Origin of the sequence: Simiduia agarivorans SA1 = DSM 21679, from assembly GCF_000305785.2 — a bacterium.
Taxonomy (GTDB): Bacteria; Pseudomonadota; Gammaproteobacteria; order Pseudomonadales; family Cellvibrionaceae; genus Simiduia; species Simiduia agarivorans.
The window spans coordinates 2,052,538-2,075,000 of the sequence record NC_018868.3; the positions used below are offsets into that span (position 1 = coordinate 2,052,538).

A 22,463-nucleotide genomic window follows, 5' to 3' on the forward strand; every position below is an offset into this window, starting at 1 on the left:
GGGGGCTACGGCCCCCTTTTGTTTTAAAAATAAAAAATACGCGGCTAACAACCTATTTGTCGCGAGAGGCAAACAACGAGAGAGCAATACCATGGCGAGTTTAATCACAGTGCTGGCCGCCCCTTTCTATCTGCTGTTAATCGGCATTGAGCTGTGGGTAGACAAAAAGCGCGGTACCGGGCACTACCGGATCAACGATGCATTCGGCAGCATGGCGCTGGGCATCATCTCGCGCACCCATCGGTTGATTCTATTTGCGTTTGGCGCCTACATCCTGAGCGAATTTGTCCCCAAACTGACGGTCATCGATTGGCAGGAAAATTTACTGCTGGCGTGGGTCATCGCCTTCGTTGGTTACGATCTGACCTACTACTGGAGTCACCGCTTTGGCCATGAGATCAACTGCCTCTGGGCCGGGCACGTGGTGCACCATCAGTCCGAAGACTACAACCTGACCACTGCTTTACGCCAAACCAGTGGCGGCTTCTTCGATTGGATCTTCAGCATTCCGCTCTACATGCTTGGCATTCCGGTGGATATCATCGTTGCCAGCGCCGGATTCAATCTGATCTATCAGTTCTGGGTGCACACACAACATATCGACAAGTTGGGCTGGATGGAAAAGTGGTTTGTCACACCCAGCCATCATCGCGTGCATCATGCACAGAACCCCATTTATTGGGATAAAAACTACGGTGGTGTCTGGATTATCTGGGACAAAATGTTTGGCACCTTTCAGCCCGAACGCGAAGATACGCCGATCATCTATGGTGTCAGCCGGCCGCTCAACACCATGAACCCGCTGAAAGCCAATTTGCAGGTATGGTGGTATCTGTTGCGCGATGCCATCCAGTGCAAAAGCTGGTGGGACAAAATCAGAATCTGGTTTATGCCCACTGGCTGGCGCCCGGCCGATATGGAAACCCGGCTGCCAATAGCCAAAACTGACATGGACAACTTCACTAAATACGACCCGTTTACCAGCGATAAAATAAAATTTTACGCGCTGTTCCAATTGGCCGCGGGGATGGTGCTGGGCATCTATTTCATCTTTCATTTCGCCAACCTTGATTTCTGGCTCAAGCTGCTGGGCTGGCTATTTGTCACCCTGCCATTAATCAGCGCCGGCCACTTGCTGGACGGCGGCAACATCCGCTGGGAAATTGCGCGCTTCATCTTGTCGTGCCTGGGCTTTTTCGCCTGCCTCGGGTTGATGAGTACACCCAGCTTGTACCTGCTGGGCGGCTATTTGCTTCTCAACATCCCACTGCTCGTGCTACTGTCCCCTTCACCTGAGCCCCGGCCAGCCTGAACGGCCAGCCGGTTGCGCAATGGAATGAAGAAAAAAACAATAAACAACAAGGACACCCCATGAACAAATCCTTTATTGCAGCAATGGTATTGCTGGCGGCTTTACCTGCCGCCTTACAAGCCCAGACAGTCGACGCCGACAATCCGGCAAGCGAAACCAGCACCGAAGTACAGAGCGAAGAACAAGCCTATCAGGCGTGGGCCGAACAGTTCCTCAACAGTCTCGATCCACAGACCGGCACCATCGAGTTACCGGGCGGCATTGCCAGCCTGGAAGTACCAGACAGTTTTTATTACCTGTCGCCCGAAGATGCAAAAAAAGTACTTGAAGATGCCTGGGGCAATCCGCCTTCGGAATTAGGACTGGGCATGCTGTTCCCCTCAGCCTACACCCCGCTGGATGGCGACTCCTGGGGCGTGACTATCGACTTCGAGCAGCAGGGCTATGTGTCTGACGAGGATGCAGCCGACATTGACTACAACGATCTGCTGGCAGAAATGCAAGCCGATACCCGGGAAGAATCCAAATACCGGGTTGAACAGGGCTTTGAAACACTGGAGCTGGTTGGCTGGGCCGCACAACCTTACTACGACGCCAACACCCACAAACTGTATTGGGCCAAAGAATTACGCTTTGGCGATATGGAACAAAACACGCTGAACTACAACGTCCGTGCGCTTGGTCGCCGCGGTGTACTGGTGATGAATTTCATTGCGTCTATGCCCCAACTGCCTGAGATCGAAGCCTCCCGGGACCAGGTGCTGGCCATGGCGACGTTCAATGACGGCCACCGCTACAGCCAGTTCAACCCCGATATCGACGAGGTGGCAGCCTATGGCATTGGCGGACTGATTGCAGGTAAGGTATTGGCGAAAACCGGATTCCTGGCGATCGCGTTGGTTTTCCTGAAGAAGTTCTGGTTTGTATTATTGTTGCCATTGCTGTGGCTGAAAAACCTGGTGTTCAAAAAGAAAACTGCCTGACCCTACGCAGGTAAAAAAAAGCCCCGGAAATCCGGGGCTTTTTAGGTTTCACACGTTAAACAGGAAGTGCAACACATCCCCGTCTTTCACCACGTAATCCTTACCTTCTTTGCGCGACTTACCGGCAGTCTTGGCTCCCTGCTCACCCTGATACTGAACAAAGTCGTCATATGCAATGGTTTCGGCACGGATAAAACCGCGTTCGAAATCCGTATGGATCACGCCCGCAGCCTGCGGGGCGGTGGCGCCTACCGGAATCGTCCAGGCACGCACCTCTTTAACACCCGCGGTAAAGTAGGTGTGCAGATTCAGCAGCTTATAACCCGCACGGATAACACGGTTCAGGCCCGGCTCTTCCATGCCCAACTCGGCCAGAAATTCTGCCTTTTCATCGTCTTCCAGCTCGGCGATTTCAGACTCGAGCTTATTACAAATAGGCACCACCACCGCGCCCTCTTCGGCCGCGATCTTATTCACCACATCCAGGTACGGATTGTTTTCGAATCCATCCTCATCCACATTGGCAATGTACATGGTGGGTTTCACGGTCAGTAGATTCAACTCTTTGAGCGCAGCCAGTTCATCGGCATCCAGACCAAACGAACGAAGTGGTTTGGCTTCATTCAGGTGCGGTAGGATTTTTTCCAACAGAGCTTTTTTGGCAATGGCATCTTTATCCTGCCCTTTGGCTGCCTTGGTGAAACGCTGCAACGCGCGCTCACAGGTATCCAGGTCGGCAAGTGCCAATTCTGTGTTAATCACATCGATATCGGCGGCCGGGTCCACCTTGTTGGCCACGTGGATGACATTGTCGTTTTCGAAACAACGCACCACATGCGCAATGGCATCGGTTTCCCGGATATTGGCCAGGAATTTGTTACCCAGGCCTTCACCCTTGGAAGCACCCGCCACAATGCCGGCGATATCAATAAACTCCATGGTGGTAGGCACCACGCGCTCGGGCTTTACAATTTCGGCCAACTTATCCTGACGCGGATCGGGCACTGGCACCACACCCGCATTGGGCTCAATAGTGCAGAAAGGAAAGTTCTCTGCATCAATACCCGCTTTGGTCAGGGCATTAAACAGTGTGGATTTGCCCACATTGGGCAGGCCGACAATGCCGCAATTAAATCCCATGATACTTTCCTCAGAAAATTATTTTTTGGTGTGCAGCTCACGCATGGCAGCTTCCATATCGCCGTCCACTATGGCGCGAATCTGGCGCAGACTGTCTGCAATGGCGTCATCGATTAATTGTTGCTCGGCCTGCGGCGCGCGCTTGAGCACATACCCCGAGACCTGACTGGCATTACCAGGATGACCTATACCAATGCGTAAGCGTTGAAAATTTTTGTTGTTGGCCAGAGCAGAAATTATATCCCGCAGACCATTGTGCCCACCGTGTCCTCCGCCGACTTTCAAACGGGCAACACCTGGCGCCAGATCCAACTCGTCGTGAGCAACCAGAATAGATTCGGGCTCAATCTTAAAGAAGTTACACATCGCACCCACCGATTGACCGCTACGATTCATGTAGGTGGTAGGCACTAATAAACCCACATCGCGCGAGCCGATGGTAATGCGGGCCGTCAGCCCGAATGCCTTGCTATCGGGCACCAGCGTGGTGCTGTATTGGCGAGCCAGTTCAAAAACGAAATCGGCCCCGGCATTATGACGGGTCCTGTCGTATTCCTGGCCTGGATTTCCCAGGCCAACAATCAATTTGACAGTCTCAGTCATAACAGCGGGGCCGATTCAGGCTAGTGCGTCGAATTACTCGGCGTCAGCTTCGCCTTCAGCTTCGGTAGCAGTGTCGTCAGACCCCATGCCGCGCGGCTTGATGATGGTCACTACGGGCAGGTCATGGCCGTGTGCCAGTTCAACAGACTCCAGCGCCTTGGGCAGGTTAATCTCGGAGATGTGCAGGGTAGCGCCCAGCTCCAGATTGGCCACGTCCACTTCGATGAACTCTGGCAGGTCTTTTGGCAGAACGTTAACTTCCAGTTCGGATACCAGGTGAGACACGATGCCACCGCCCTGCTTAACGCCTTTGGCGGAAGCTTCGTTAATGAAGTGCAGCGGTACGCTCACTTTCATCTTCTGGCCTTTCACCACGCGCTGGAAATCAGCGTGCAGGATTACCGGCTTGGCAGGGTGACGCTGCAGATCCTTCAGGATCACGTCTTCGGCCTTGCCATCCACAACCAGTGAAATGATGTGTGAGTAGAAGGCTTCGTTTTCCAGATGATGAACCAGGTCTTTGTGGCTGATCTGGATATTCTGTGGCTCTGACTTACCACCGTAAATGATGGCAGGGACTTTACCAGCGAGACGACGAAGGCGGCGGCTCGCACCTTTCCCTTCTACGTCACGCTTTTCTACGTTCAGAGTAAAAGCATCAGACATTGTGTTGTCCTCAATAGTTCCATCAACACCTGCGACCGGTGACTGATGGGGTTAACAGGCGGGTGCCTGCAGTTGCGAGTGCCGGTTCCGCTTACATGCGGAACATGGCACTCAGTGATTCTTCATTGTTCAGGCGACGCACCGCCTCTGCCAGCATTTTGGACAGGGTCAGCGTACGCACGCGGCCACAGCCTTTGGCCTCTTCGCTCAACGGGATAGAGTCGGTTACCACCAGCTCGTCCAAGGTTGAGTTGTTCAGATTGGTGATAGCCTTGCCAGACAATACCGGGTGGGTACAGTAGGCCACGACTTTTTTCGCGCCGCGATCTTTCAGTGCTGCCGCCGCGCTGCACAGGGTGCCAGCGGTATCGACCATGTCATCAATCAGCAGACAGGTGCGACCTTCCACCTCACCGATCAGGTTCATCACCTCGGCCATGTTGGCCTTGGGGCGACGCTTATCGATGATAGCCAGCTCGATATCCAGCTGTTTTGCGATAGCGCGGGCGCGTACAACACCACCGATATCGGGGGATACCACCACCAGGTCTTCAAAGCCCTGGGCTTCGATATCTTCAATCAGTACCGACGAGCCGTAGACGTTGTCCACCGGCACATCGAAGAAGCCCTGAATCTGCTCTGCGTGCAGATCGACGGTCAACACCCGGTCTACACCCACAGACACCATCATGTCTGCAACCACCTTAGCGGTGATGGGTACCCGGGCAGAACGCACGCGGCGATCCTGGCGGGCATAACCAAAGTAAGGCACGACAGCGGTGATGCGACCGGCAGAGGCCCGACGCAGCGCATCGACCATCACGATCAGTTCCATCAGGTTGTCATTGGTGGGTGCGCAAGTGGATTGCACCACGAACACGTCGCAACCGCGCACGTTTTCGTTCAGCTCAACGGAGATCTCCCCGTCGGAAAACTTGTTCACACTGGCATCGCCAAGCGGCAACCCCAACTGATCCACAATCATTTGGGCCAACGCCGGATTGGCGTTACCGGTAAAAACCATGAAGTTGTTCACGCGGGTTACCTTCGCTGCCAGTTATAGTCGCTGATAATTTTCAACACACCAATAACAAATCAGGTGCAACCGTTGGGATGCACCTGATTTAAATATGGCTGGGGCAGAAGGATTCGAACCTTCGCATGACGGGATCAAAACCCGCTGCCTTACCGCTTGGCTATGCCCCAGTATCGTCAATTTGCTGTAACAGGTCATGTAACGGCGATGTGTTTACAGCTTGCGCTACAAACCCTTGCCACTGCTTCGGCATCACGCACAAAACGGATTGTGCGGCCTCTGCACTGGCGAAGGCGCAGTACACACTGGCACCTGTTCCAGTCATCTGAGCAGCACCAAATTGATTAAGCCAATCAATGACTTGGCGCACTTCCGGGTGGAGTCTGGCTACCAGATCCTGACAGTCGTTCCGACCACCCTGCTCAAGAAAGGCCGCTACTGTAATGTCGGCCGAGTCTCTTGTCAAATCTTTGTGGGAAAATATTTCAGCGGTGGAAACATGGCAATTTGGGGTGACCACCAGGTACCAGATCTCGGGCATTTGCACTGGCTGAAGGCGCTCACCCACCCCCTCGGCCCAGGCTGTTTTGCCTTCGATAAAGACCGGCACGTCGGCACCCAGCTGCAAGCCCAACTCCGCCAGATGCGACAGACTGAGCCCGGTTTGCCAGTAGTGATTCAAGGCAACCAAGGTGGTTGCCGCATCGGATGAGCCGCCACCAATGCCACCGCCCATGGGCACCCGCTTATCCAAATCGATTATTGCACCTTTCTGGCAACCGGTGGCGGACTGCAGCAATCTGGCCGCCCGCACCACCAGGTTTTGCTCGTCGTCGACCCCTGGCAAGGGATTGCGCAGGAATACCCTGGCATCTTCCAGCGGTCTGAAGCTCAGAAAATCGCCGTAACGGAGCAGTTGGAACAGGGTTTGGAGGTTGTGGTAGCCATCTGCCCGCCGGCCGGTAATGTGTAAGCACAAGTTAAGCTTGACCGGTGCCGGCCAGCGCAGACCGGATCGCTCAATCATTGGCACCACCCAATTGCCAGCCCTTGATCACCAGCGTCAGGCGCACGCCAAGCGTATCGGCTTCGGCTTTCACGCGCCCAGGCATTGCCTGACCATCGACCCATTGGTACTGGCTGTAGTGCAGCACCCAATCGCCCTGCGCCTGACTGACCAGCAACCCTTGCTCGTCGCGGATCAACTCAACCACCTCTCCCCGCGCGGGCGCAGGCAGGCCGCGAAGCCAATAACGCAAATCGCTCACGGGCAGGCGCCAACCGAATTGTTGTTGCACCAGCGCCTCGGCACTAGCGCCGGCCCAACGCTGGTCGCCCTGCACCAGCAACACGCCGGCGGGAGAGCCGGTAATTTCCGCCGCGCCCTGCCCAAGCGGGCCCTGCAAGCGGATCTGGTAATCGTCCTGCTGTTGCCGCCAGTCCAGGTATACGCTGCCGCTTTCGCCCGGTACGCGAAAGCCCATTTTGCCTTCGAATTGCCACTGCTCCAACGCCAACAAAGCATCATCGCGGCCTTCAAGGTCTGCCTCAGAAGGCACTGGCGTCAGGCTACTGCAGGCCTGCAATAGCAACAGTAACAACAACCACCCCCAGCGGGCATTTACCGTGGGCCTGGCTAACGCTGTAATCATCAGTGGGCGCACTAGAGTTCAGCCCCCAGCCGGCGCAGTGTGTCCGGAATAACCTGATTCTGAGGATTCAATGCCATGCCGCTGGCCCACACGGCGCGCGCTTCGGCCTGATTACCTGTCACCCACAGCACTTCTCCCAGGTGGGCCGCGATTTCAGGGTCGGGAAACAGCTGTAAGGCTTCTCGCAACCTTAACAGCGCTTCTTCATAGTTACCCAGGCGGTAATGCACCCAGCCCAGGCTATCAATAATGGCGGCATCGCCGGGCTTGAGGCTGTGGGCCTGACTGATCAATTGATAGGCCTCATCGTACCGGTCAGTGCGATCGGCCAGGGTGTAGCCCAGTGCGTTCAAGGCCGTGGCATTGTTGGGCTCATAACGGATCACCTTGCGTAAATCCTGCTCTGCCAGATCGAGCCGGTCGAGCTGTTCATTCACCAGCGCGCGGCTGTATAGCAAGCGGGTACTGGTGGGGTAGGCGGTCAAGCCGCTCGACAATACCTGCTCGGCCGCGTCGTAATGCTGGTATTTGCCGTAGACCTCGGCCTCCAGCGCAAACAGGCGCTCGGCCTGCCCCGCCAGCTTGGCGCGCACCGCGTTCATCCGGGTATTTGCGGCCTTGAGTTCACGCGCCGCCACCAGAATTTCGAGCGTCTGCACCAATGCCGGCATGAAGTCCGGTCCGAGCTCTACTTTCAGGTAATGCGACAGGGCGTCCTGATAGTCGCCGTTGGCCTGTGCGATACGCGCCATATAATAGTGGGCGGTGGAGCGCCGTGACTCCTCCTCCATTAACTGCATCAACAGCGGCTCCGCTGCCGCATAGTCCTGTTGTTCAAAGCGGATTAACGCCAGCGACAACATCAGGTCTGGATCGCCTGGGTTGTTGTGCAGCAACATCTCAAATTGATCGGCCGCTTGCGCAAGATCGGTTGCGGCCAGCAGGCGGGCGTATTGCAGCCGCAGGCGCTGGTCATCCGGTGATTTATCCACCAGCCCGGCCATTTGCCGGAGCGCCCCCACCTGATCCCCTTGCTGATAGCGGATGCGGGCCTGCAGCGCCTGCGCCTGTAGATGCTGGTCATCCAGCGCCACGGCTTTGGCGACAGACCTGGCGGCGGCATCCAGCTGGTCGACCTGCTGTTGAACCAATGCCATCGCCATCCAGTACTCCACAGCCGACTTTTGCGTCGGTTCAAGCGTGGTCAGCGACTGCAGCAGTTTCTCCCGCTCGATGTCAGTGCCCTTGCCGGCATAGGCGGCCACGGTTTGCAGCAACAGCGGGTTGCCCTGCCGGGCCAGGAAAGCCGCATGGTCAAAGGCCTCACCCAGACGCCCCACTTCCGACAGTTCAGATGCCGCAATGACTCTCGCCTCTGAATTCTCCGGCTCTATCTCAACCCACAATAAGGCCATCTCCAGAGACGGTTTACGCAGCTCCAGAAAGCGGGCAATGCGGGTTGCACGCGCCACCACACCGGGATCGCGGGTGGACAGCGCCTGCTGCATGTAGTTGTTGAGCGCTATGTCATAACGTTCCCGGTTACCCGCCAACTCAGCCACCATCAGCGAGTAGAACGTCTCGGCCGGGAAGGCACGCTCGGGAACCGGCTTAGCCGGCTCTATGGGTACCTCAGCGTCTGCCACCGGCACATCGGCTGGACTATCCTTTACATCCGTGGTCCCACAAGCAACCAGCAACAATGCCAATGACAGGCCCGTGAGAGGTTTGAATAATTGCGCCATACAACTCCAATGTGTGTGTTGAATACCGGCAAAGACCGAAAGCTTACCACTAAGGCGCCCACAGGCTCACCTGTTCTGCGCACGCACCTTTGCGCGCCCGCCTTCTTAGGCAGTTTAGACCAGCGACAGTTCCGCCTTTTACTTGTGTTTGCCGCACGCAAACGGGACAATTGCGCTTTTGCGTAACCCCTGTCCTTCATGACCTTTCTGGCCCTCGGTATCAACCATCACTCTGCCCCGCTGGCATTGCGGGAAAAGGTCGCCTTTTCGCCCGAAGGCGTGATGGCAGCCCTGCGTGATGCGGCCGACGCCCTCAAGCTGGACAATGTGGCCATCCTCTCCACCTGCAATCGCAGCGAGATCTATTGTTACGGGCTGGACGAATCGACCCGATTACTGGACTGGCTGAGCCAGTTCCACCAGGTCAATGCCGACGAGCTGCGCCCGTTTCATTATGCCCACGCGGGTGATGCGGCCATCAATCACATGATGCAAGTGGCCTGCGGGCTGAACTCGCTGGTGTTGGGCGAACCCCAGATTCTGGGCCAGATGAAGTCGGCTTACGCCGTCGCATGCGAAGCCGGCACCGTGGCCAGCCCCCTGCATGCCGCCTTTCAACAGGTTTTCAGCATTGCCAAAAAAGTGCGGACCGAGACTGCCATCGGCGAAAACCCGGTATCGGTGGCCTACGCGGCGGTCAGTTTAGCGCAACAGATCTTTGCCAATCTGAGCGAACAAAGCGCCCTGTTAATCGGCGCCGGTGAAATGATTGAGCTGGTGGCGCGCCACCTGCGGGAGCAGGGCGTCACCCGTATCATGGTAGCCAACCGCACATTGTCGCGCGCGGCCGATCTGGCCGAGCGCTTCGGCGCCACCCCCATTTTACTCAGCGACATTCCCGAGCAATTGCACAAGGCAGACATCGTGATTTCCTCCACTGCCTCGCAGCTGCCGATTCTGGGCAAGGGTGCGGTGGAGTCGGCGCTGAAACAACGGCGTCACCGCCCGATATTCATGGTGGACATCGCCGTGCCGCGCGATATCGAACCGCAGGTCGCGGAGCTGGACGATGTGTTCCTGTTCAGCGTGGATGACCTGAAAGAAGTCATTGACGAAAACCGGAAATCACGTGAACAAGCGGCCACAGCCGCTCGTGAAATTATCGATCAGGGCGTCGAGCGTTTCCTGCGCGAACACAACAGCCAGGGCGCCGGCCATACCATTCGCGCCTTGCGCGAGCAAGCCGAGCAGATGAAGCAGGACGAATTGCGCAAAGCACTCAGGGCACTCGCATCCGGTACGGCGCCCGAGCAGGTGGTGAACCAATTGGCCAATGCGCTGACCAACAAATTACTCCATCAACCCAGCACCGCACTGCGCGATGCCAGCGCGGAAGGCCGCGCAGACATGCTTACCTTAGCGCAACAATTATTTGCGCTCGACGGCAGCCAACAGGACAAAAAATGAAAGACTCCATTCGCCTCAAACTGGAATCGCTGGCGGATCGCTACGAAGAAGTATCGGCACTCCTGTCCGACCCGGACATCATCGGCGACCAGAACCGGTTTCGCGATTTATCGCGCGAGTACGCAGAACTCGAGCCGGTGATTCAGTGCTTCCGCAAATACCTGAGCCTGACTGCAGACCGCAACGAGGCAAAAGAATTACTGAAAGACAGCGACCCCGAGATGCGCGAAATGGCGCAGATGACCATCGACGAGTGCGATGAACAACTGGAACCTTTGGCGGCAGAATTACAGGTACTGTTGCTACCCAAAGATCCCAACGATCATAAAAACGTGTATCTCGAAATCCGCGCCGGCACCGGTGGTGACGAAGCCGCCATATTCTCCGGCGATTTGTTCCGGATGTATTCAAAGTATGCCGAATCCCGTGGCTGGCGCATTGAGATAATGAGTGAAAGCGCCGGCGAACACGGCGGCTACAAAGAGATCATTACCCGCGTGGTGGGCCAGGGCGTATATTCGCAACTGAAATTTGAATCCGGCGCGCACCGGGTGCAGCGCGTACCCGAAACGGAATCGCAGGGCCGCATCCACACCTCGGCCTGCACGGTGGCGGTGATGCCAGAAGCCGATGAGCAGGAAGAAGTGAACCTGAATAAAAACGACCTGCGCATCGACACCTTCCGCTCCTCTGGTGCCGGTGGCCAGCACGTGAATACCACAGATTCGGCGATTCGCATCGTGCACATACCCACGGGCATCGTGGTGGAGTGCCAGGACGAGCGCTCGCAGCACAAAAACAAGGCACGCGCCATGAGTTTACTGGCGGCCAAAATCGCGTCGTCGCAACAGGAGCAAGCTGCCGCTGCCATTGCATCCGAACGTCGCAGCCTGGTGGGCAGCGGTGACCGGTCCGAACGCATTCGCACCTACAACTACCCGCAGGGTCGGGTCACGGACCATCGCATCAACCTCACCTTGTACAAACTCTCGGAAATCATGGAAGGCAAACTGGACGAAGTGGTTCAACCCCTGGTGCAGGAACACCAGGCCGACTTGCTGGCATCACTCGCCGGCAACGGGTAAGTCACATGCTTTCCATCCGCGATGCGCTGACCTATGCCAATCAGCTCTCCAGCGACAGCGCTCGACTGGATGTTGAGCTACTCCTGTGTCACGTGCTGAAGCAGAACCGAACCTGGCTCTTTACCTGGCCTGAAAAGACACTGAACGCTGAACAGGAAACCCGGTTCCTGCAACTGTTTGCGCGTCGCGCTGCCGGCGAGCCCGTGGCCCACATTACCGGTCTGCGGGACTTCTGGTCGCTGACGCTCAAAGTCAACAATTCGACATTGATTCCGCGCCCGGATACGGAAACGCTGGTGGAATGGGCACTGGCATTACCTCTGCCCACACACGCCAATGTACTGGATCTGGGCACAGGTACCGGCGCCATTGCGTTGGCACTCGCATCGGAACGGCCCGGTTGGTCCATCACCGCGACTGATATCAGCGCAGATGCACTCGCATTGGCGCAGGACAATGCGCGCACCCACCAACTGGACGTGACTTTCATTGAAAGCAATTGGTTTGCAGCCATCGCACCGCAAAGATTTGATCTGATTGTCAGCAACCCACCCTACATCCCGGCCGGCGATCCCCACCTGCAACAAGGTGACGTGCGCCATGAGCCTTTGTCTGCACTGGTGGCGGACGATCATGGCCTGGGCGATATCGCGCGAATCTGTCAGCGGGCGGGTGATTACCTAGCACCGGGCGGATGGCTCGGCCTGGAACACGGATTCGACCAGGCCGCCGGCGTGCAAGACATTTTGGTCGGCGCGGGTTATCGCGAGGTGCACAACCTTGTGGATCTGGCCGGACAGCCACGGATTTCCGTCGGCCAATCCCCAGAAAAGGTGACCTCATGAATAATGATGATCTGCTCCGCTACAGCCGACACTTGCTGCTCGATGAAATCGACATCGCCGGTCAGGAAAAATTGCTGGCCGCGCGCGTGCTGATTATTGGCGTAGGTGGGCTGGGCTCACCGGCAGCGCTTTACCTCGCCAGCGCCGGCGTGGGGCAATTAACCTTGTGCGATGACGACCAGGTTGAACTCAGTAACCTGCAGCGTCAGATAGCGCACGATGAGTCCCGCCTAGGTCAAGCTAAGGCCGAATCGGCCGCCGCCCGGCTCCGGCTGATTAATTCCCGCATAAAAATCTGCGCGCGCACCGAGCGTCTGCAAGACGACTCTCTGTTACAGGCCGTGGCCGAGCACGATCTGGTGTTGGATTGCACCGACAACCTCAACACCCGTTTTGCCATCAATGCCGCCTGCCACGCACACAAAAAACCGTTGGTCTCCGGTGCCGCGATCCGCTGGGACGGGCAGATCAGCGTATTCAATCACGCCGCTGCGGATTCGGCTTGCTACCGCTGCCTTTATCATCCGGATGCAGAACAATCACTGACCTGCTCGGAATCCGGTGTTGTGGCTCCACTGGTGGGCATTGTGGGTGCCATGCAGGCGCTGGAGGCCATCAAACTGATCGTCGGTACAGGCGAATCTCTGACCAACCGGCTGCTGTTGCTGGATGGCAAGTACCTGCAGTGGCGCGAGATCAGGCTGGTGCGCGATCCCCACTGCCCCGTGTGTAGCATTTAATAGAGAAAGCCGGCAGAATCGACGGATCATCACAAAAACGCACGCAAAGGAAGGAAACGTGGAACAACGCTTCGACATCTACATTACCGGCAACTTTTCAGAGGGAACTGACCCACAAGCGGCAATCGCCGCCTTTGCCAAAGCCGCCGGTCTCGATACTGACAAAGCACAGCAACTGTTCGACCAGGCGCCCAGTGCCATCAAGCGCAACGTGGATGAAGCCACGGCAACCAGTTATCAACGCAAGTTGGCCTCGATTGGGATCGAGACAGAATTGCGTGCTGTCGCAGATTCGACAGAAGCCCCAGCCCTTACCGCCACCGACGAAAGTGACGCCACAGAGTCCGGTGAGCACAAGCAGATTGAGCCGGCAACGGCAGCACTCGACGACAACACCGGTCAACGGCGACTGATCAACTTTGTATTTTCCGGCGAAGGCTACGAATACTTTAAAATCTGGATCGTCAATATCCTTCTTACCGCTGTGACCATGGGGATTTACGCGCCCTGGGCCAAGGTACGCGACACCCAGTATTTCTACGGTAACACCACGCTGGATGGCGCCAGCTTTGCGTTCACCGCAGATCCGGTCAAAATGTTGATTGGGCGCTTGATCGCACTGGGATTATTCATCGTCTATATGGTGATGTCAGTGATGCTGCCGCTGGTTACCAGCATACTCAGTATTGGTTTTATTTTTATCCTGCCGTGGGTGATGGTGAAGTCCATGGCGTTTTATGCCCGTAACACCAGCTACCGCAACATCCGGTTCCGCTTTACCGGCGATTATTGGGGCGCCTTTAAAGTCGCCATACTTTGGCCTCTGGCCGGCATGCTGACCCTGACCCTGCTGTTGCCGCTGGCGGTAAAAAAACAGCAGGAGTACATGATCAACAACCACAGCTACGGCAACAAGAGTTTCGCATTCGCCACTGATACCTGGAACTACTACCGTATCTTCCTGATCTTTATCGGCATTGTTTTCGTTGGGGGTATTTTCACCGGCGTGTTTGCCGGCATCGCGCCTGCCATTGCCCCCATAGGCTTATTTGTCGCCTATGTGGGCGCCATTGTGTACATGATGGTGCAAATGCAAAACCTGGTGATGAACAACTCGTCACTTGCTGAGCACAACTTTGTTTCCGATTATCAGTTCAAATCCTTCGGATTGTTAATGCTGGGTAATTTCCTGCTCACCATCGTCACGCTGGGTTTCTACATTCCATGGGCAAAAGTGAAACTCGCACACTACGCAGCCAATCACACCCAATTGGATGCCATGGGCGACCTGGATAAATTTGCCGCCATCAGTCAGCCTGATCCCTCCGCCTTCGGCGAAGAGTTCGGCGATGTATTCGATATGGAGGTGGGCTTTTGAGCCTGCTGACTATCGAGGGGTCCTGGCAGGATGGCGCGTCGAGCGCCGCCTGTCCTGCCCGGTTAGTGGTTACTGAACAGCAGGTTGAACTGACGCCTGCTGGCCAGCCCGGCTTTACCGCCGCACTGGAAGATATCAGCATTTCCCCCAAGCTCGGCCGTACCCCCCGGTACCTGACCTTCAGCTGTCACCCGGGCCGATTGGAGTGCCAGGACCATGCCAGCCTCGATGCGTTAGACCAGCGCATCGGCAGTAAGGGCATGCAGCTGATTCACCGGCTGGAAAACCACCTGGGCATGGTGGCTCTCGCCGCCGTCACCGTATTGTTTATGGGCTTCAGCTATTTCTATTGGGGTATCCCTGCAGCCAGCGATTTGGTGTCCCGCTACCTGCCCGACAATGTCTTGCAGCAAGCTTCAGATGACACCTTGCTGGTAATGAAAAAGCGCTATTTTGAAACCACAACCTTGCCGGAGGAAACCCAGAATCGCTTGCGTGAAAAGGTTGCCACTTACGCGCCGGACTATCCGTTGGACAAACTGCATTTCTTCGCAGCACCCGACATGGGCGCCAACGCCTTCGCCCTGCCCGACGGCACCATTGTGTTTACCGATGAGATCATTGCCCTGACCGACGGCAATGATGATGAGATGCTGGCGGTTTTCGGCCATGAGCTGGGGCATGTACGTGAGCGCCACGCCTTGCGTCACATGCTGCAAAGCTCCGGCATCGCGCTCACCATTGCCCTGATAGGCGGCGATGTGAGCTCGCTTGGCGATATCGTACTCACGCTGCCTGTGGTGTTTACCCAGCTGTCATTTTCGCGCAAATTCGAACTAGAAGCGGACGCTTACTCTGCTGAGTTTATGCGCAAACACCAACTTGACCCGGAGGCGTTCGCCCGCATCCTCACCAAGCTGCATGAAAGCCATGGTGTATGCACGGACGACACTAAAAAAGACGCTGACGACTGCGACAGCACGCCGAAATGGATGGAGTACCTGAGCACCCACCCGCATTTAGAAGAACGCATCAAATCGCTTTCTCACCAACATTGACCGTTGGTTCACTTTAGATATCCGCTGTAATAAGATCCCTATCGAGTCATCGATTGGGATCTGCTATGTCTATCCTTCGGTACGCAACCGTCGCCCTGTTGTTGGCACTTTGTCTGCCCTCCCACTTGGCACAGGCCGCATCAACGGCCACAGCCCCGCACATAAACGTTGCGCTGATCGCCGAAACCGACAGCTATCAGGCGGACCAGCCTCTGTGGGTGGGCGTGCTGTTTGAGCCTGATCCCGAATGGCATACCTATTGGCTGAATCCGGGGGACTCCGGGGAACCCCCGGTCATCAATCTGTCCCTGCCGCCAGGCGTCAGCGCGGGTCCCTGGCGCTGGCAAACGCCCGACGCCATCTCCGTCGCCCACCTGGTGAACTTTGGCTACGGCCGCAATCTGCTGATGACGCAATTAATGATCCCGGGGTCATCAGACGTCCCTTTAACCATCGGCGCAGACGTCACATGGCTTGTCTGTAAAGAAGATTGCATCCCGGGCGATGCAGTACTCGAACTCACATTACCGGCCACAGATACCAAACCATCACTTTCAGTAAACGCCACGGCTTTTCGATGGTCTCGCGCGCAACATTATGAGACTAGAGCGATACCTGCTTATTTTCAGGTCACGGAGCAAACCATCGCATTGGAATTACCGGCAGGCTTCGCTACTCAATGGCTGTTTTTCCCGTTTCAGAATGATTGGGTCAATCATGCCCTGCGCCCGCAAGCGATGGAACAGGACGGGTTTACCCGGTTGAGTTTCAACAAGAGTGACGCTTTCTGGGAAACGCCGGTCAAGATGCGTTGGCTGGCCAAACACATTGAAACTGGCGAAGCCTTCAGTTTCACCGCACTACCGGCAAGTCCCGCGTCAGAGGCTGGCGACCACTGGGTATGGTTTCTCGGCCTGGCGTTTATGGGTGGGCTTATTCTCAACATTATGCCTTGTGTACTGCCGGTGCTGGCCATCAAGGCGTTTTCGTTGGCACAACACAGCAATCAGCGCTCGCATGGCCACGCCTATGCGGCGGGCGTACTCGTTAGCTTTTGGGTTTTTGCCTTATTGATAGAGTTTGCTAAAACCTCTGGCGAGTTGCTGGGCTGGGGATTCCAAATGCAATCTCCCGGATTTGTTGCATCACTGACGCTGTTGTTTTTTACCCTCGGACTTTGGTTACTGGACGGTTTCAGATTGGGCGGCTCGCTGCAGAATGTTGGCAACGGCCACATCACACAACAGGGTATTTTTGGCAGTTTCAGTACTGGCTGTCTGGCCGTCCTCGTTGCCACGCCCTGTACCGCGCCGTTTATGGCGGTAGCACTGGGCTATGGCTTACAAGCGAGCAGCCTGCAGAATCTGCTGATTTTCACTGCACTCGCCATCGGATTTGCTGCACCGCTGTGGGTAATACATCTGAACCCTCAGGTGACGCACTGGCTCCCAAAACCCGGACCGTGGATGGAAACCGCGAAACATGGCTTAGCCTTTCCGTTATTCGCCACCAGTATATGGCTGAGTTGGGTTCTGCTCGGGCTGGGTGATCCCTCGTTGCTGATACTGTGCCTGATCGCGGCACTGATCATCGGCATCGCAGGATACTTAACACGCGCTAGCGGTTACATCCGGGTGTTTGGCACCTTGCTTGCGCTGTCTGCGTTCATCTTGCTACCGATAGCAACCAGCGAGGTCAATGAAGCACAAGGCGAGCAACCAATTGCCAGTACCGATTCTTTAGCAGCTATCGATGCTGCCCGGGCCCAAGGAAAAAGCGTGCTGGTCAATGTCACCGCCGACTGGTGCATAACCTGCAAAGTGAACGAGCAAGTGGCCTTTCAGACTGATGCCGTGCGAGCACGTCTGGAGCAACCGGATATCGCGTACATAGAAATAGACTGGACCCGCAAAAACCCGGAGATTTTTGCATACTTGCAACGCTTTGGCCGTAGCGGTGTTCCGCTCTACGTGTATTACCCGGAGAACGGTGATCCACGCGTACTCCCTCAAATCCTCACCCCGGATCTTGTGTTAAGTCACCTGACAGGAGAAGCACCATGAAGAAACTGATTCTACTCATTTGCGCATTTTTCGTTTCCAGTTCATTGGCCTTTGCAAAAGCCGCTATCAATCAACCCGCACCCGATTTCACGCTCACCACCAGTCAGGGCGAGTCAGTGAAGTTATCCGACTACAAAGGAAAAACCGTCATCCTCGAATGGACCAACCACCTGTGCCCCTATGTACAAAAGCATTACGACAGCAACAATATGCAAACCCTGCAAAAGCAGTACACCGAAAAAAATGTTGTATGGCTTTCTATCATTTCATCTGCGCAGGGCAAACAAGGCTACGTCACTGCAGACGAGGCCAACACACTCACCCAGCAACGGAGCGCGGCACCAACCGCCGTGCTGTTTGACCCGGATGGCACCGTTGGCAAAGCCTACAACGCCAAAACAACACCCCACATGTACATCATCGACGCCAATGGAATATTGAAATACCAAGGCGCCATCGACAGCATCAAGTCCACCAACCAGGCCGACATACCCAAAGCAGAAAATTATCTCGTGACCGCGATGAATGCGCTGGAAAAGGGCGAGAAAATACAGCGCCCGGTGACGGCGGCGTATGGGTGTTCGGTTAAATATAAGTGACGGTAGTCTCTGGTCTCTATAAACAAAAAGCCCAACCGGGTACCGGTTGGGCTTTTTGTTTTTGTTATCGCGTGCAATCTGCAAGCTTGATTGGTGGGTTACGCTATCGCTCAACCCACCCTACGGGTATGCACCCTGCTTCCGCCAGCAGCGCAAGCTGCGAGGCGTGGTCTTATTTTCCCAACCCACTACTGGCACGCTCTCACATGGGGGCGGAGCGATGCGCTTAGGCTGCGATTAGCAGCCTGCATTGTGGAGCGCCGGAGGCTATGCCGACGGCCGGACCGCGTCAGCGGCCCCACAAACAAAAAGCGGGTCTCCCTAGGTGGGAGTAGGTCATCATTTGCCTAAATCCCAGACAAAGAAAAACGCCCGACAGGATTACCTATCGGGCGTTTTAATTAGAACGGTTCGCCGGCGCGACTTGACGATGTCCTACATTGGGTTGCGAGCAGTGCTCGCAATCGCTTCGCGACGCTGGGGCGCCCCTCCGCCGTGCCTGCGGCACAGGCTGCGTCACATGAGCCTTTGTAGTGAAACTAAAACAACGTATTCTAAAAAACAAAACCCCCGCTGGTGTCCCAGCGGGGGTTTTCTTTTTTAGAAGCTTGACGATGTCCTACTCTCACATGGGGAGACCCCACACTACCATCGGCGCTAAGTCGTTTCACTACTGAGTTCGGAATGGGATCAGGTGGTTCCAACTCGCTATGGTCGTCAAGCAAACTGGTTTGATCTGTGGCTGGTCTTATCTGATATTTCAGGGCCTCATCACACAATCAAATAGGGTTGTAAATGCAAAGTCTTTGCTGACTGAGACAGATGTTTCTCTCATCTTATCCAGCTTTGTTGAAGGATTAAATCCATACAATCATCTCTGTTATATGGTCAAGCCTCACGAGCAATTAGTATTGGTTAGCTCAACGCCTCACAGCGCTTCCACACCCAACCTATCAACGTCGTAGTCTTCAACGGCTCTTTAGGGGGCTCAAGGCCCCAGGGAGATCTTATCTTGAAGGAGGCTTCCCGCTTAGATGCTTTCAGCGGTTATCCCGTCCGAACATAGCTACCGGGCAATGCCATTGGCATGACAACCCGAACACCAGAGGTTCGTTCACTCCGGTCCTCTCGTACTAGGAGCAACTCTTCTCAAATCTCCAACGCCCACGGCAGATAGGGACCGAACTGTCTCACGACGTTCTAAACCCAGCTCGCGTACCACTTTAAATGGCGAACAGCCCATACCCTTGGGACCGGCTTCAGCCCCAGGATGTGATGAGCCGACATCGAGGTGCCAAACACCGCCGTCGATGTGAACTCTTGGGCGGTATCAGCCTGTTATCCCCGGAGTACCTTTTATCCGTTGAGCGATGGCCCTTCCATACAGAACCACCGGATCACTATGACCTACTTTCGTACCTGCTCGACGTGTCAGTCTCGCAGTCAAGCTGGCTTGTGCCATTACACTAAACTCCTGATTTCCGACCAGGATTAGCCAACCTTCGTGCTCCTCCGTTACTCTTTGGGAGGAGACCGCCCCAGTCAAACTGCCCACCATGCACTGTCCGCAACCCGGATAACGGGCCGACGTTAGAACCTCAAACATACCAGGGTGGTATTTCAAGGACGGCTCCACCACAACTAGCGTCATGGCTTCAAAGCCTCCCACCTATCCTACACAAATAGGTTCAAGTTCAGTGCAAAGCTACAGTAAAGGTTCACGGGGTCTTTCCGTCTAGCCGCGGGTACACTGCATCTTAACAGCGATTTCAATTTCACTGAGTCTCGGGTGGAGACAGCTCCGCCATCATTACGCCATTCGTGCAGGTCGGAACTTACCCGACAAGGAATTTCGCTACCTTAGGACCGTTATAGTTACGGCCGCCGTTTACTGGGGCTTCGATCAAGAGCTTCGCTTACGCTAACCCCATCAATTAACCTTCCAGCACCGGGCAGGCGTCACACCCTATACGTCCACTTACGTGTTTGCAGAGTGCTGTGTTTTTAATAAACAGTTGCAGCGGACTGGTTACTTCGACCACCAACAGCTTACGGAGTAAATCCTTCACCGTCAGTGGCGCACCTTCTCCCGAAGTTACGGTGCCATTTTGCCTAGTTCCTTCACCCGAGTTCTCTCAAGCGCCTTGGTATTCTCTACCTGATCACCTGTGTCGGTTTACAGTACGGTTCTTTGTTATCTGAAGCTTAGAAGCTTTTCTTGGAAGCAGGGCATCAACCACTTCGCCAACTAAAAGTTAGCTCGTCATCAGTTCTCAGCCTTAGGGATCCGGATTTGCCTAAATCCCCAGCCTACAACCTTAAACACGGACAACCAACGCCGTGATGGCCTAGCCTTCTCCGTCCCTCCATCGCAATAACAAAAAGTGCACGAATATTAACGCGCTTCCCATCGACTACGCATTTCTGCCTCGCCTTAGGGGCCGACTAACCCTGTCCCGATTAACGTTGGACAGGAAACCTTGATCTTCCGGCGGGGGAGTTTTTCACTCCCCTTGTCGTTACTCATGTCAGCATTCGCACTTCTGATACCTCCAGCATGCCTGACAACACACCTTCAACAGCTTACAGAACGCTCCCCTACCCCGTGTCATAAGACACAGCCACAGCTTCGGTTGCTAATTTAGCCCCGTTACATCTTCCGCGCAGGCCGACTCGACTAGTGAGCTATTACGCTTTCTTTAAAGGATGGCTGCTTCTAAGCCAACCTCCTAGCTGTCTAAGCCTTCCCACATCGTTTCCCACTTAATTAACATTTGGGACCTTAGCTGGTGGTCTGGGTTGTTTCCCTCTTGACGACGGACGTTAGCACCCGCCGTCTGTCTCCCGGATAGCACTCACTGGTATTCGGAGTTTGCATGGGGTTGGTAAGTCGGGATGACCCCCTAGCCCAAACAGTGCTCTACCCCCAGTGGTGTTCGTCCGAGGCTCTACCTAAATAGATTTCGGGGAGAACCAGATATCTCCGAGCTTGATTAGCCTTTCACTCCGATCCACAGGTCATCCCCTAATTTTTCAACATTAGTGGGTTCGGTCCTCCAGTTGATGTTACTCAACCTTCAACCTGCCCATGGATAGATCGCTCGGTTTCGGGTCTATTGCATGCGACTAAAACGCCCTATTAAGACTCGCTTTCGCTACGGCTCCCCTAAACGGTTAACCTTGCCACATACAATAAGTCGCTGACCCATTATACAAAAGGTACGCAGTCACCCCACGAAGAGGCTCCTACTGCTTGTACGCACACGGTTTCAGGTTCTATTTCACTCCCCTCACAGGGGTTCTTTTCGCCTTTCCCTCACGGTACTGGTTCACTATCGGTCAGTTGGGAGTATTTAGCCTTGGAGGATGGTCCCCCCATGTTCAGACAGAATATCACGTGTCCGTCCTACTCGATTTCACAACAAGTGCCTTTTCGTGTACGGGGCTATCACCCTGTATCGCCCAACTTTCCAGAAGGTTCCACTAAAACACAAGTTGCTTAAGGGCTGGTCCCCGTTCGCTCGCCGCTACTAAGGGAATCTCGGTTGATTTCTTTTCCTCCGGGTACTTAGATGTTTCAGTTCCCCGGGTTCGCCTCGTACACCTATGTATTCAGTGCACGATACTGAGCAAGCTCAGTGGGTTTCCCCATTCGGACATGTTAGGATCAAAGCATGTTTGCCGGCTCCCCTAACCTTTTCGCAGGCTCCTACGTCCTTCATCGCCTCCAACTGCCTAGGCATCCACCGTGTGCGCTTAGTCGCTTGACCATATAACACAAACGACTGTATTGACTTAATCTATCTGATTTTCCAGTTCAAACTCGGTTAAATTCGAACATGGAGTCAATTGCAACAACAAATTTACGCCGGATAAGCATGCTTGAGAAACATACTCATCTCATATATCAGCAATTTATTACAACTTTACATTTACATTTTTAAAGAGCGTCTGGGTAAAACCAGGAAGCTAACTTCGATCGTCTTCCCGACAAATCAAAATCAGGTTTCTGATTTCGCGTAGTGAATCAAGCGTTGTTTCAATCACACCAGGTTAATGGTGGAGCTATGCGGGATCGAACCGCAGACCTC

General features: G+C 55.0%; 17 protein-coding genes, 2 tRNA genes and 2 rRNA genes (1 of these 21 running past the window's edge). 10 read left to right on the top strand and 11 right to left on the bottom strand.

What is annotated here, in order from left to right; translation table 11 throughout:
- The first annotated feature begins 91 nt into the window (after positions 1-91).
- On the top strand, positions 92-1,312 hold the full coding sequence (locus M5M_RS09165; RefSeq protein ID WP_015047211.1) for a sterol desaturase family protein: 1,221 nt from the start codon (positions 92-94) through the stop codon (positions 1,310-1,312).
- A gap of 59 nt (positions 1,313-1,371) precedes the next feature.
- Positions 1,372-2,295 (top strand): DUF2167 domain-containing protein, encoded by a 924-nt coding sequence (locus tag M5M_RS09170; RefSeq protein ID WP_015047212.1) that lies wholly within the window; start codon positions 1,372-1,374, stop codon positions 2,293-2,295.
- Between the two features lie 48 nt (positions 2,296-2,343).
- Here M5M_RS09170 and ychF read toward each other — a convergent pair whose 3' ends face one another.
- From ychF to M5M_RS09215, 8 genes are all read right to left on the bottom strand, one after another.
- The gene (gene ychF, locus M5M_RS09175; RefSeq protein ID WP_015047213.1) at positions 2,344-3,435 is read right to left on the bottom strand and encodes a redox-regulated ATPase YchF; all 1,092 of its coding nucleotides are present in this window, start codon (positions 3,433-3,435) and stop codon (positions 2,344-2,346) included.
- 18 nt (positions 3,436-3,453) lie between these two features.
- Positions 3,454-4,038, bottom strand: a complete 585-nt coding sequence (gene pth, locus M5M_RS09180; RefSeq protein WP_015047214.1) for an aminoacyl-tRNA hydrolase — start codon at positions 4,036-4,038, stop codon at positions 3,454-3,456.
- A 33-nt stretch (positions 4,039-4,071) separates the two neighbouring features.
- Entirely contained in the window at positions 4,072-4,704 is a 633-nt protein-coding gene (locus M5M_RS09185) for a 50S ribosomal protein L25/general stress protein Ctc (RefSeq protein ID WP_015047215.1), read from the bottom strand.
- Between the two features lie 91 nt (positions 4,705-4,795).
- Positions 4,796-5,728 (bottom strand): ribose-phosphate pyrophosphokinase, encoded by a 933-nt coding sequence (locus M5M_RS09190; protein ID WP_029880127.1) that lies wholly within the window; start codon positions 5,726-5,728, stop codon positions 4,796-4,798.
- Positions 5,729-5,835: 107 nt separating this feature from the next.
- Positions 5,836-5,910: transfer RNA gene (locus M5M_RS09195), tRNA-Gln, on the bottom strand.
- Positions 5,901-6,767: a 4-(cytidine 5'-diphospho)-2-C-methyl-D-erythritol kinase gene (gene ispE / locus M5M_RS19495; protein ID WP_015047217.1), complete on the bottom strand. Its 867-nt coding sequence runs from the start codon at positions 6,765-6,767 to the stop codon at positions 5,901-5,903. Before ispE ends, M5M_RS09195 begins: the two co-directional genes overlap by 10 nt.
- Positions 6,760-7,392 carry a lipoprotein insertase outer membrane protein LolB gene (lolB, locus tag M5M_RS09210; protein WP_042455571.1) on the bottom strand — a complete coding sequence of 211 codons (633 nt, stop codon included), beginning with the start codon at positions 7,390-7,392 and terminating at the stop codon, positions 6,760-6,762. Before lolB ends, ispE begins: the two co-directional genes overlap by 8 nt.
- An 11-nt stretch (positions 7,393-7,403) precedes the next feature.
- On the bottom strand, positions 7,404-9,137 hold the full coding sequence (locus tag M5M_RS09215; protein WP_015047219.1) for a tetratricopeptide repeat protein: 1,734 nt from the start codon (positions 9,135-9,137) through the stop codon (positions 7,404-7,406).
- A gap of 198 nt (positions 9,138-9,335) precedes the next feature.
- On the opposite strand from M5M_RS09215, the gene hemA reads away from it, so the two are divergent.
- The 8 genes from hemA (at position 9,336) to M5M_RS09255 (ending at position 18,372) form a co-directional block, all read left to right on the top strand.
- A complete protein-coding gene (gene hemA / locus M5M_RS09220) occupies positions 9,336-10,604 on the top strand; it encodes a glutamyl-tRNA reductase (protein ID WP_015047220.1) in 1,269 nt (422 codons plus the stop codon).
- Entirely contained in the window at positions 10,601-11,689 is a 1,089-nt protein-coding gene (gene prfA / locus M5M_RS09225; RefSeq protein ID WP_015047221.1) for a peptide chain release factor 1, read from the top strand. The genes hemA and prfA overlap by 4 nt, the downstream gene beginning before the upstream one ends.
- 5 nt (positions 11,690-11,694) lie before the next feature.
- Entirely contained in the window at positions 11,695-12,534 is an 840-nt protein-coding gene (gene prmC, locus M5M_RS09230) for a peptide chain release factor N(5)-glutamine methyltransferase (RefSeq protein WP_015047222.1), read from the top strand.
- Complete coding sequence (locus M5M_RS09235) at positions 12,531-13,274, top strand: HesA/MoeB/ThiF family protein (RefSeq protein ID WP_015047223.1); 744 nt, start codon at positions 12,531-12,533, stop codon at positions 13,272-13,274. The genes prmC and M5M_RS09235 overlap by 4 nt, the downstream gene beginning before the upstream one ends.
- 58 nt (positions 13,275-13,332) lie before the next feature.
- On the top strand, positions 13,333-14,652 hold the full coding sequence (locus tag M5M_RS09240) for a YjgN family protein (RefSeq protein WP_015047224.1): 1,320 nt from the start codon (positions 13,333-13,335) through the stop codon (positions 14,650-14,652).
- Positions 14,649-15,710 carry a M48 family metallopeptidase gene (locus tag M5M_RS09245; RefSeq protein ID WP_015047225.1) on the top strand — a complete coding sequence of 354 codons (1,062 nt, stop codon included), beginning with the start codon at positions 14,649-14,651 and terminating at the stop codon, positions 15,708-15,710. Before M5M_RS09240 ends, M5M_RS09245 begins: the two co-directional genes overlap by 4 nt.
- Positions 15,711-15,775: 65 nt before the next feature.
- Positions 15,776-17,773 (top strand): protein-disulfide reductase DsbD family protein, encoded by a 1,998-nt coding sequence (locus tag M5M_RS09250; protein WP_015047226.1) that lies wholly within the window; start codon positions 15,776-15,778, stop codon positions 17,771-17,773.
- The gene (locus M5M_RS09255; protein WP_015047227.1) at positions 17,770-18,372 is read left to right on the top strand and encodes a thioredoxin family protein; all 603 of its coding nucleotides are present in this window, start codon (positions 17,770-17,772) and stop codon (positions 18,370-18,372) included. Before M5M_RS09250 ends, M5M_RS09255 begins: the two co-directional genes overlap by 4 nt.
- Before the next feature lie 606 nt (positions 18,373-18,978).
- Here M5M_RS09255 and rrf read toward each other — a convergent pair.
- The 3 genes from rrf to M5M_RS09270 all read right to left on the bottom strand — a co-directional run.
- Positions 18,979-19,094 (bottom strand): 5S ribosomal RNA (gene rrf / locus M5M_RS09260).
- A gap of 162 nt (positions 19,095-19,256) precedes the next feature.
- Positions 19,257-22,142: ribosomal RNA gene (locus tag M5M_RS09265) — 23S ribosomal RNA — on the bottom strand.
- 287 nt (positions 22,143-22,429) lie between these two features.
- A tRNA-Ala gene (locus M5M_RS09270) sits at positions 22,430-22,463 on the bottom strand; it runs 42 nt beyond the window's last position.

Coding starts and splice junctions, on each gene's coding strand:
- M5M_RS09165 (WP_015047211.1), top strand. CDS start 92: ATGGCGAGTTTAATCACAGTGCTGGCCGCCCCTTTCTATCTGCTGTTA.
- M5M_RS09170 (WP_015047212.1), top strand. CDS start 1,372: ATGAACAAATCCTTTATTGCAGCAATGGTATTGCTGGCGGCTTTACCT.
- ychF (WP_015047213.1), bottom strand. CDS start 3,435: ATGGGATTTAATTGCGGCATTGTCGGCCTGCCCAATGTGGGCAAATCC.
- pth (WP_015047214.1), bottom strand. CDS start 4,038: ATGACTGAGACTGTCAAATTGATTGTTGGCCTGGGAAATCCAGGCCAG.
- M5M_RS09185 (WP_015047215.1), bottom strand. CDS start 4,704: ATGTCTGATGCTTTTACTCTGAACGTAGAAAAGCGTGACGTAGAAGGG.
- M5M_RS09190 (WP_029880127.1), bottom strand. CDS start 5,728: ATGGTTTTTACCGGTAACGCCAATCCGGCGTTGGCCCAAATGATTGTG.
- ispE (WP_015047217.1), bottom strand. CDS start 6,767: ATGATTGAGCGATCCGGTCTGCGCTGGCCGGCACCGGTCAAGCTTAAC.
- lolB (WP_042455571.1), bottom strand. CDS start 7,392: ATGATTACAGCGTTAGCCAGGCCCACGGTAAATGCCCGCTGGGGGTGG.
- M5M_RS09215 (WP_015047219.1), bottom strand. CDS start 9,137: ATGGCGCAATTATTCAAACCTCTCACGGGCCTGTCATTGGCATTGTTG.
- hemA (WP_015047220.1), top strand. CDS start 9,336: ATGACCTTTCTGGCCCTCGGTATCAACCATCACTCTGCCCCGCTGGCA.
- prfA (WP_015047221.1), top strand. CDS start 10,601: ATGAAAGACTCCATTCGCCTCAAACTGGAATCGCTGGCGGATCGCTAC.
- prmC (WP_015047222.1), top strand. CDS start 11,695: ATGCTTTCCATCCGCGATGCGCTGACCTATGCCAATCAGCTCTCCAGC.
- M5M_RS09235 (WP_015047223.1), top strand. CDS start 12,531: ATGAATAATGATGATCTGCTCCGCTACAGCCGACACTTGCTGCTCGAT.
- M5M_RS09250 (WP_015047226.1), top strand. CDS start 15,776: ATGTCTATCCTTCGGTACGCAACCGTCGCCCTGTTGTTGGCACTTTGT.
- M5M_RS09255 (WP_015047227.1), top strand. CDS start 17,770: ATGAAGAAACTGATTCTACTCATTTGCGCATTTTTCGTTTCCAGTTCA.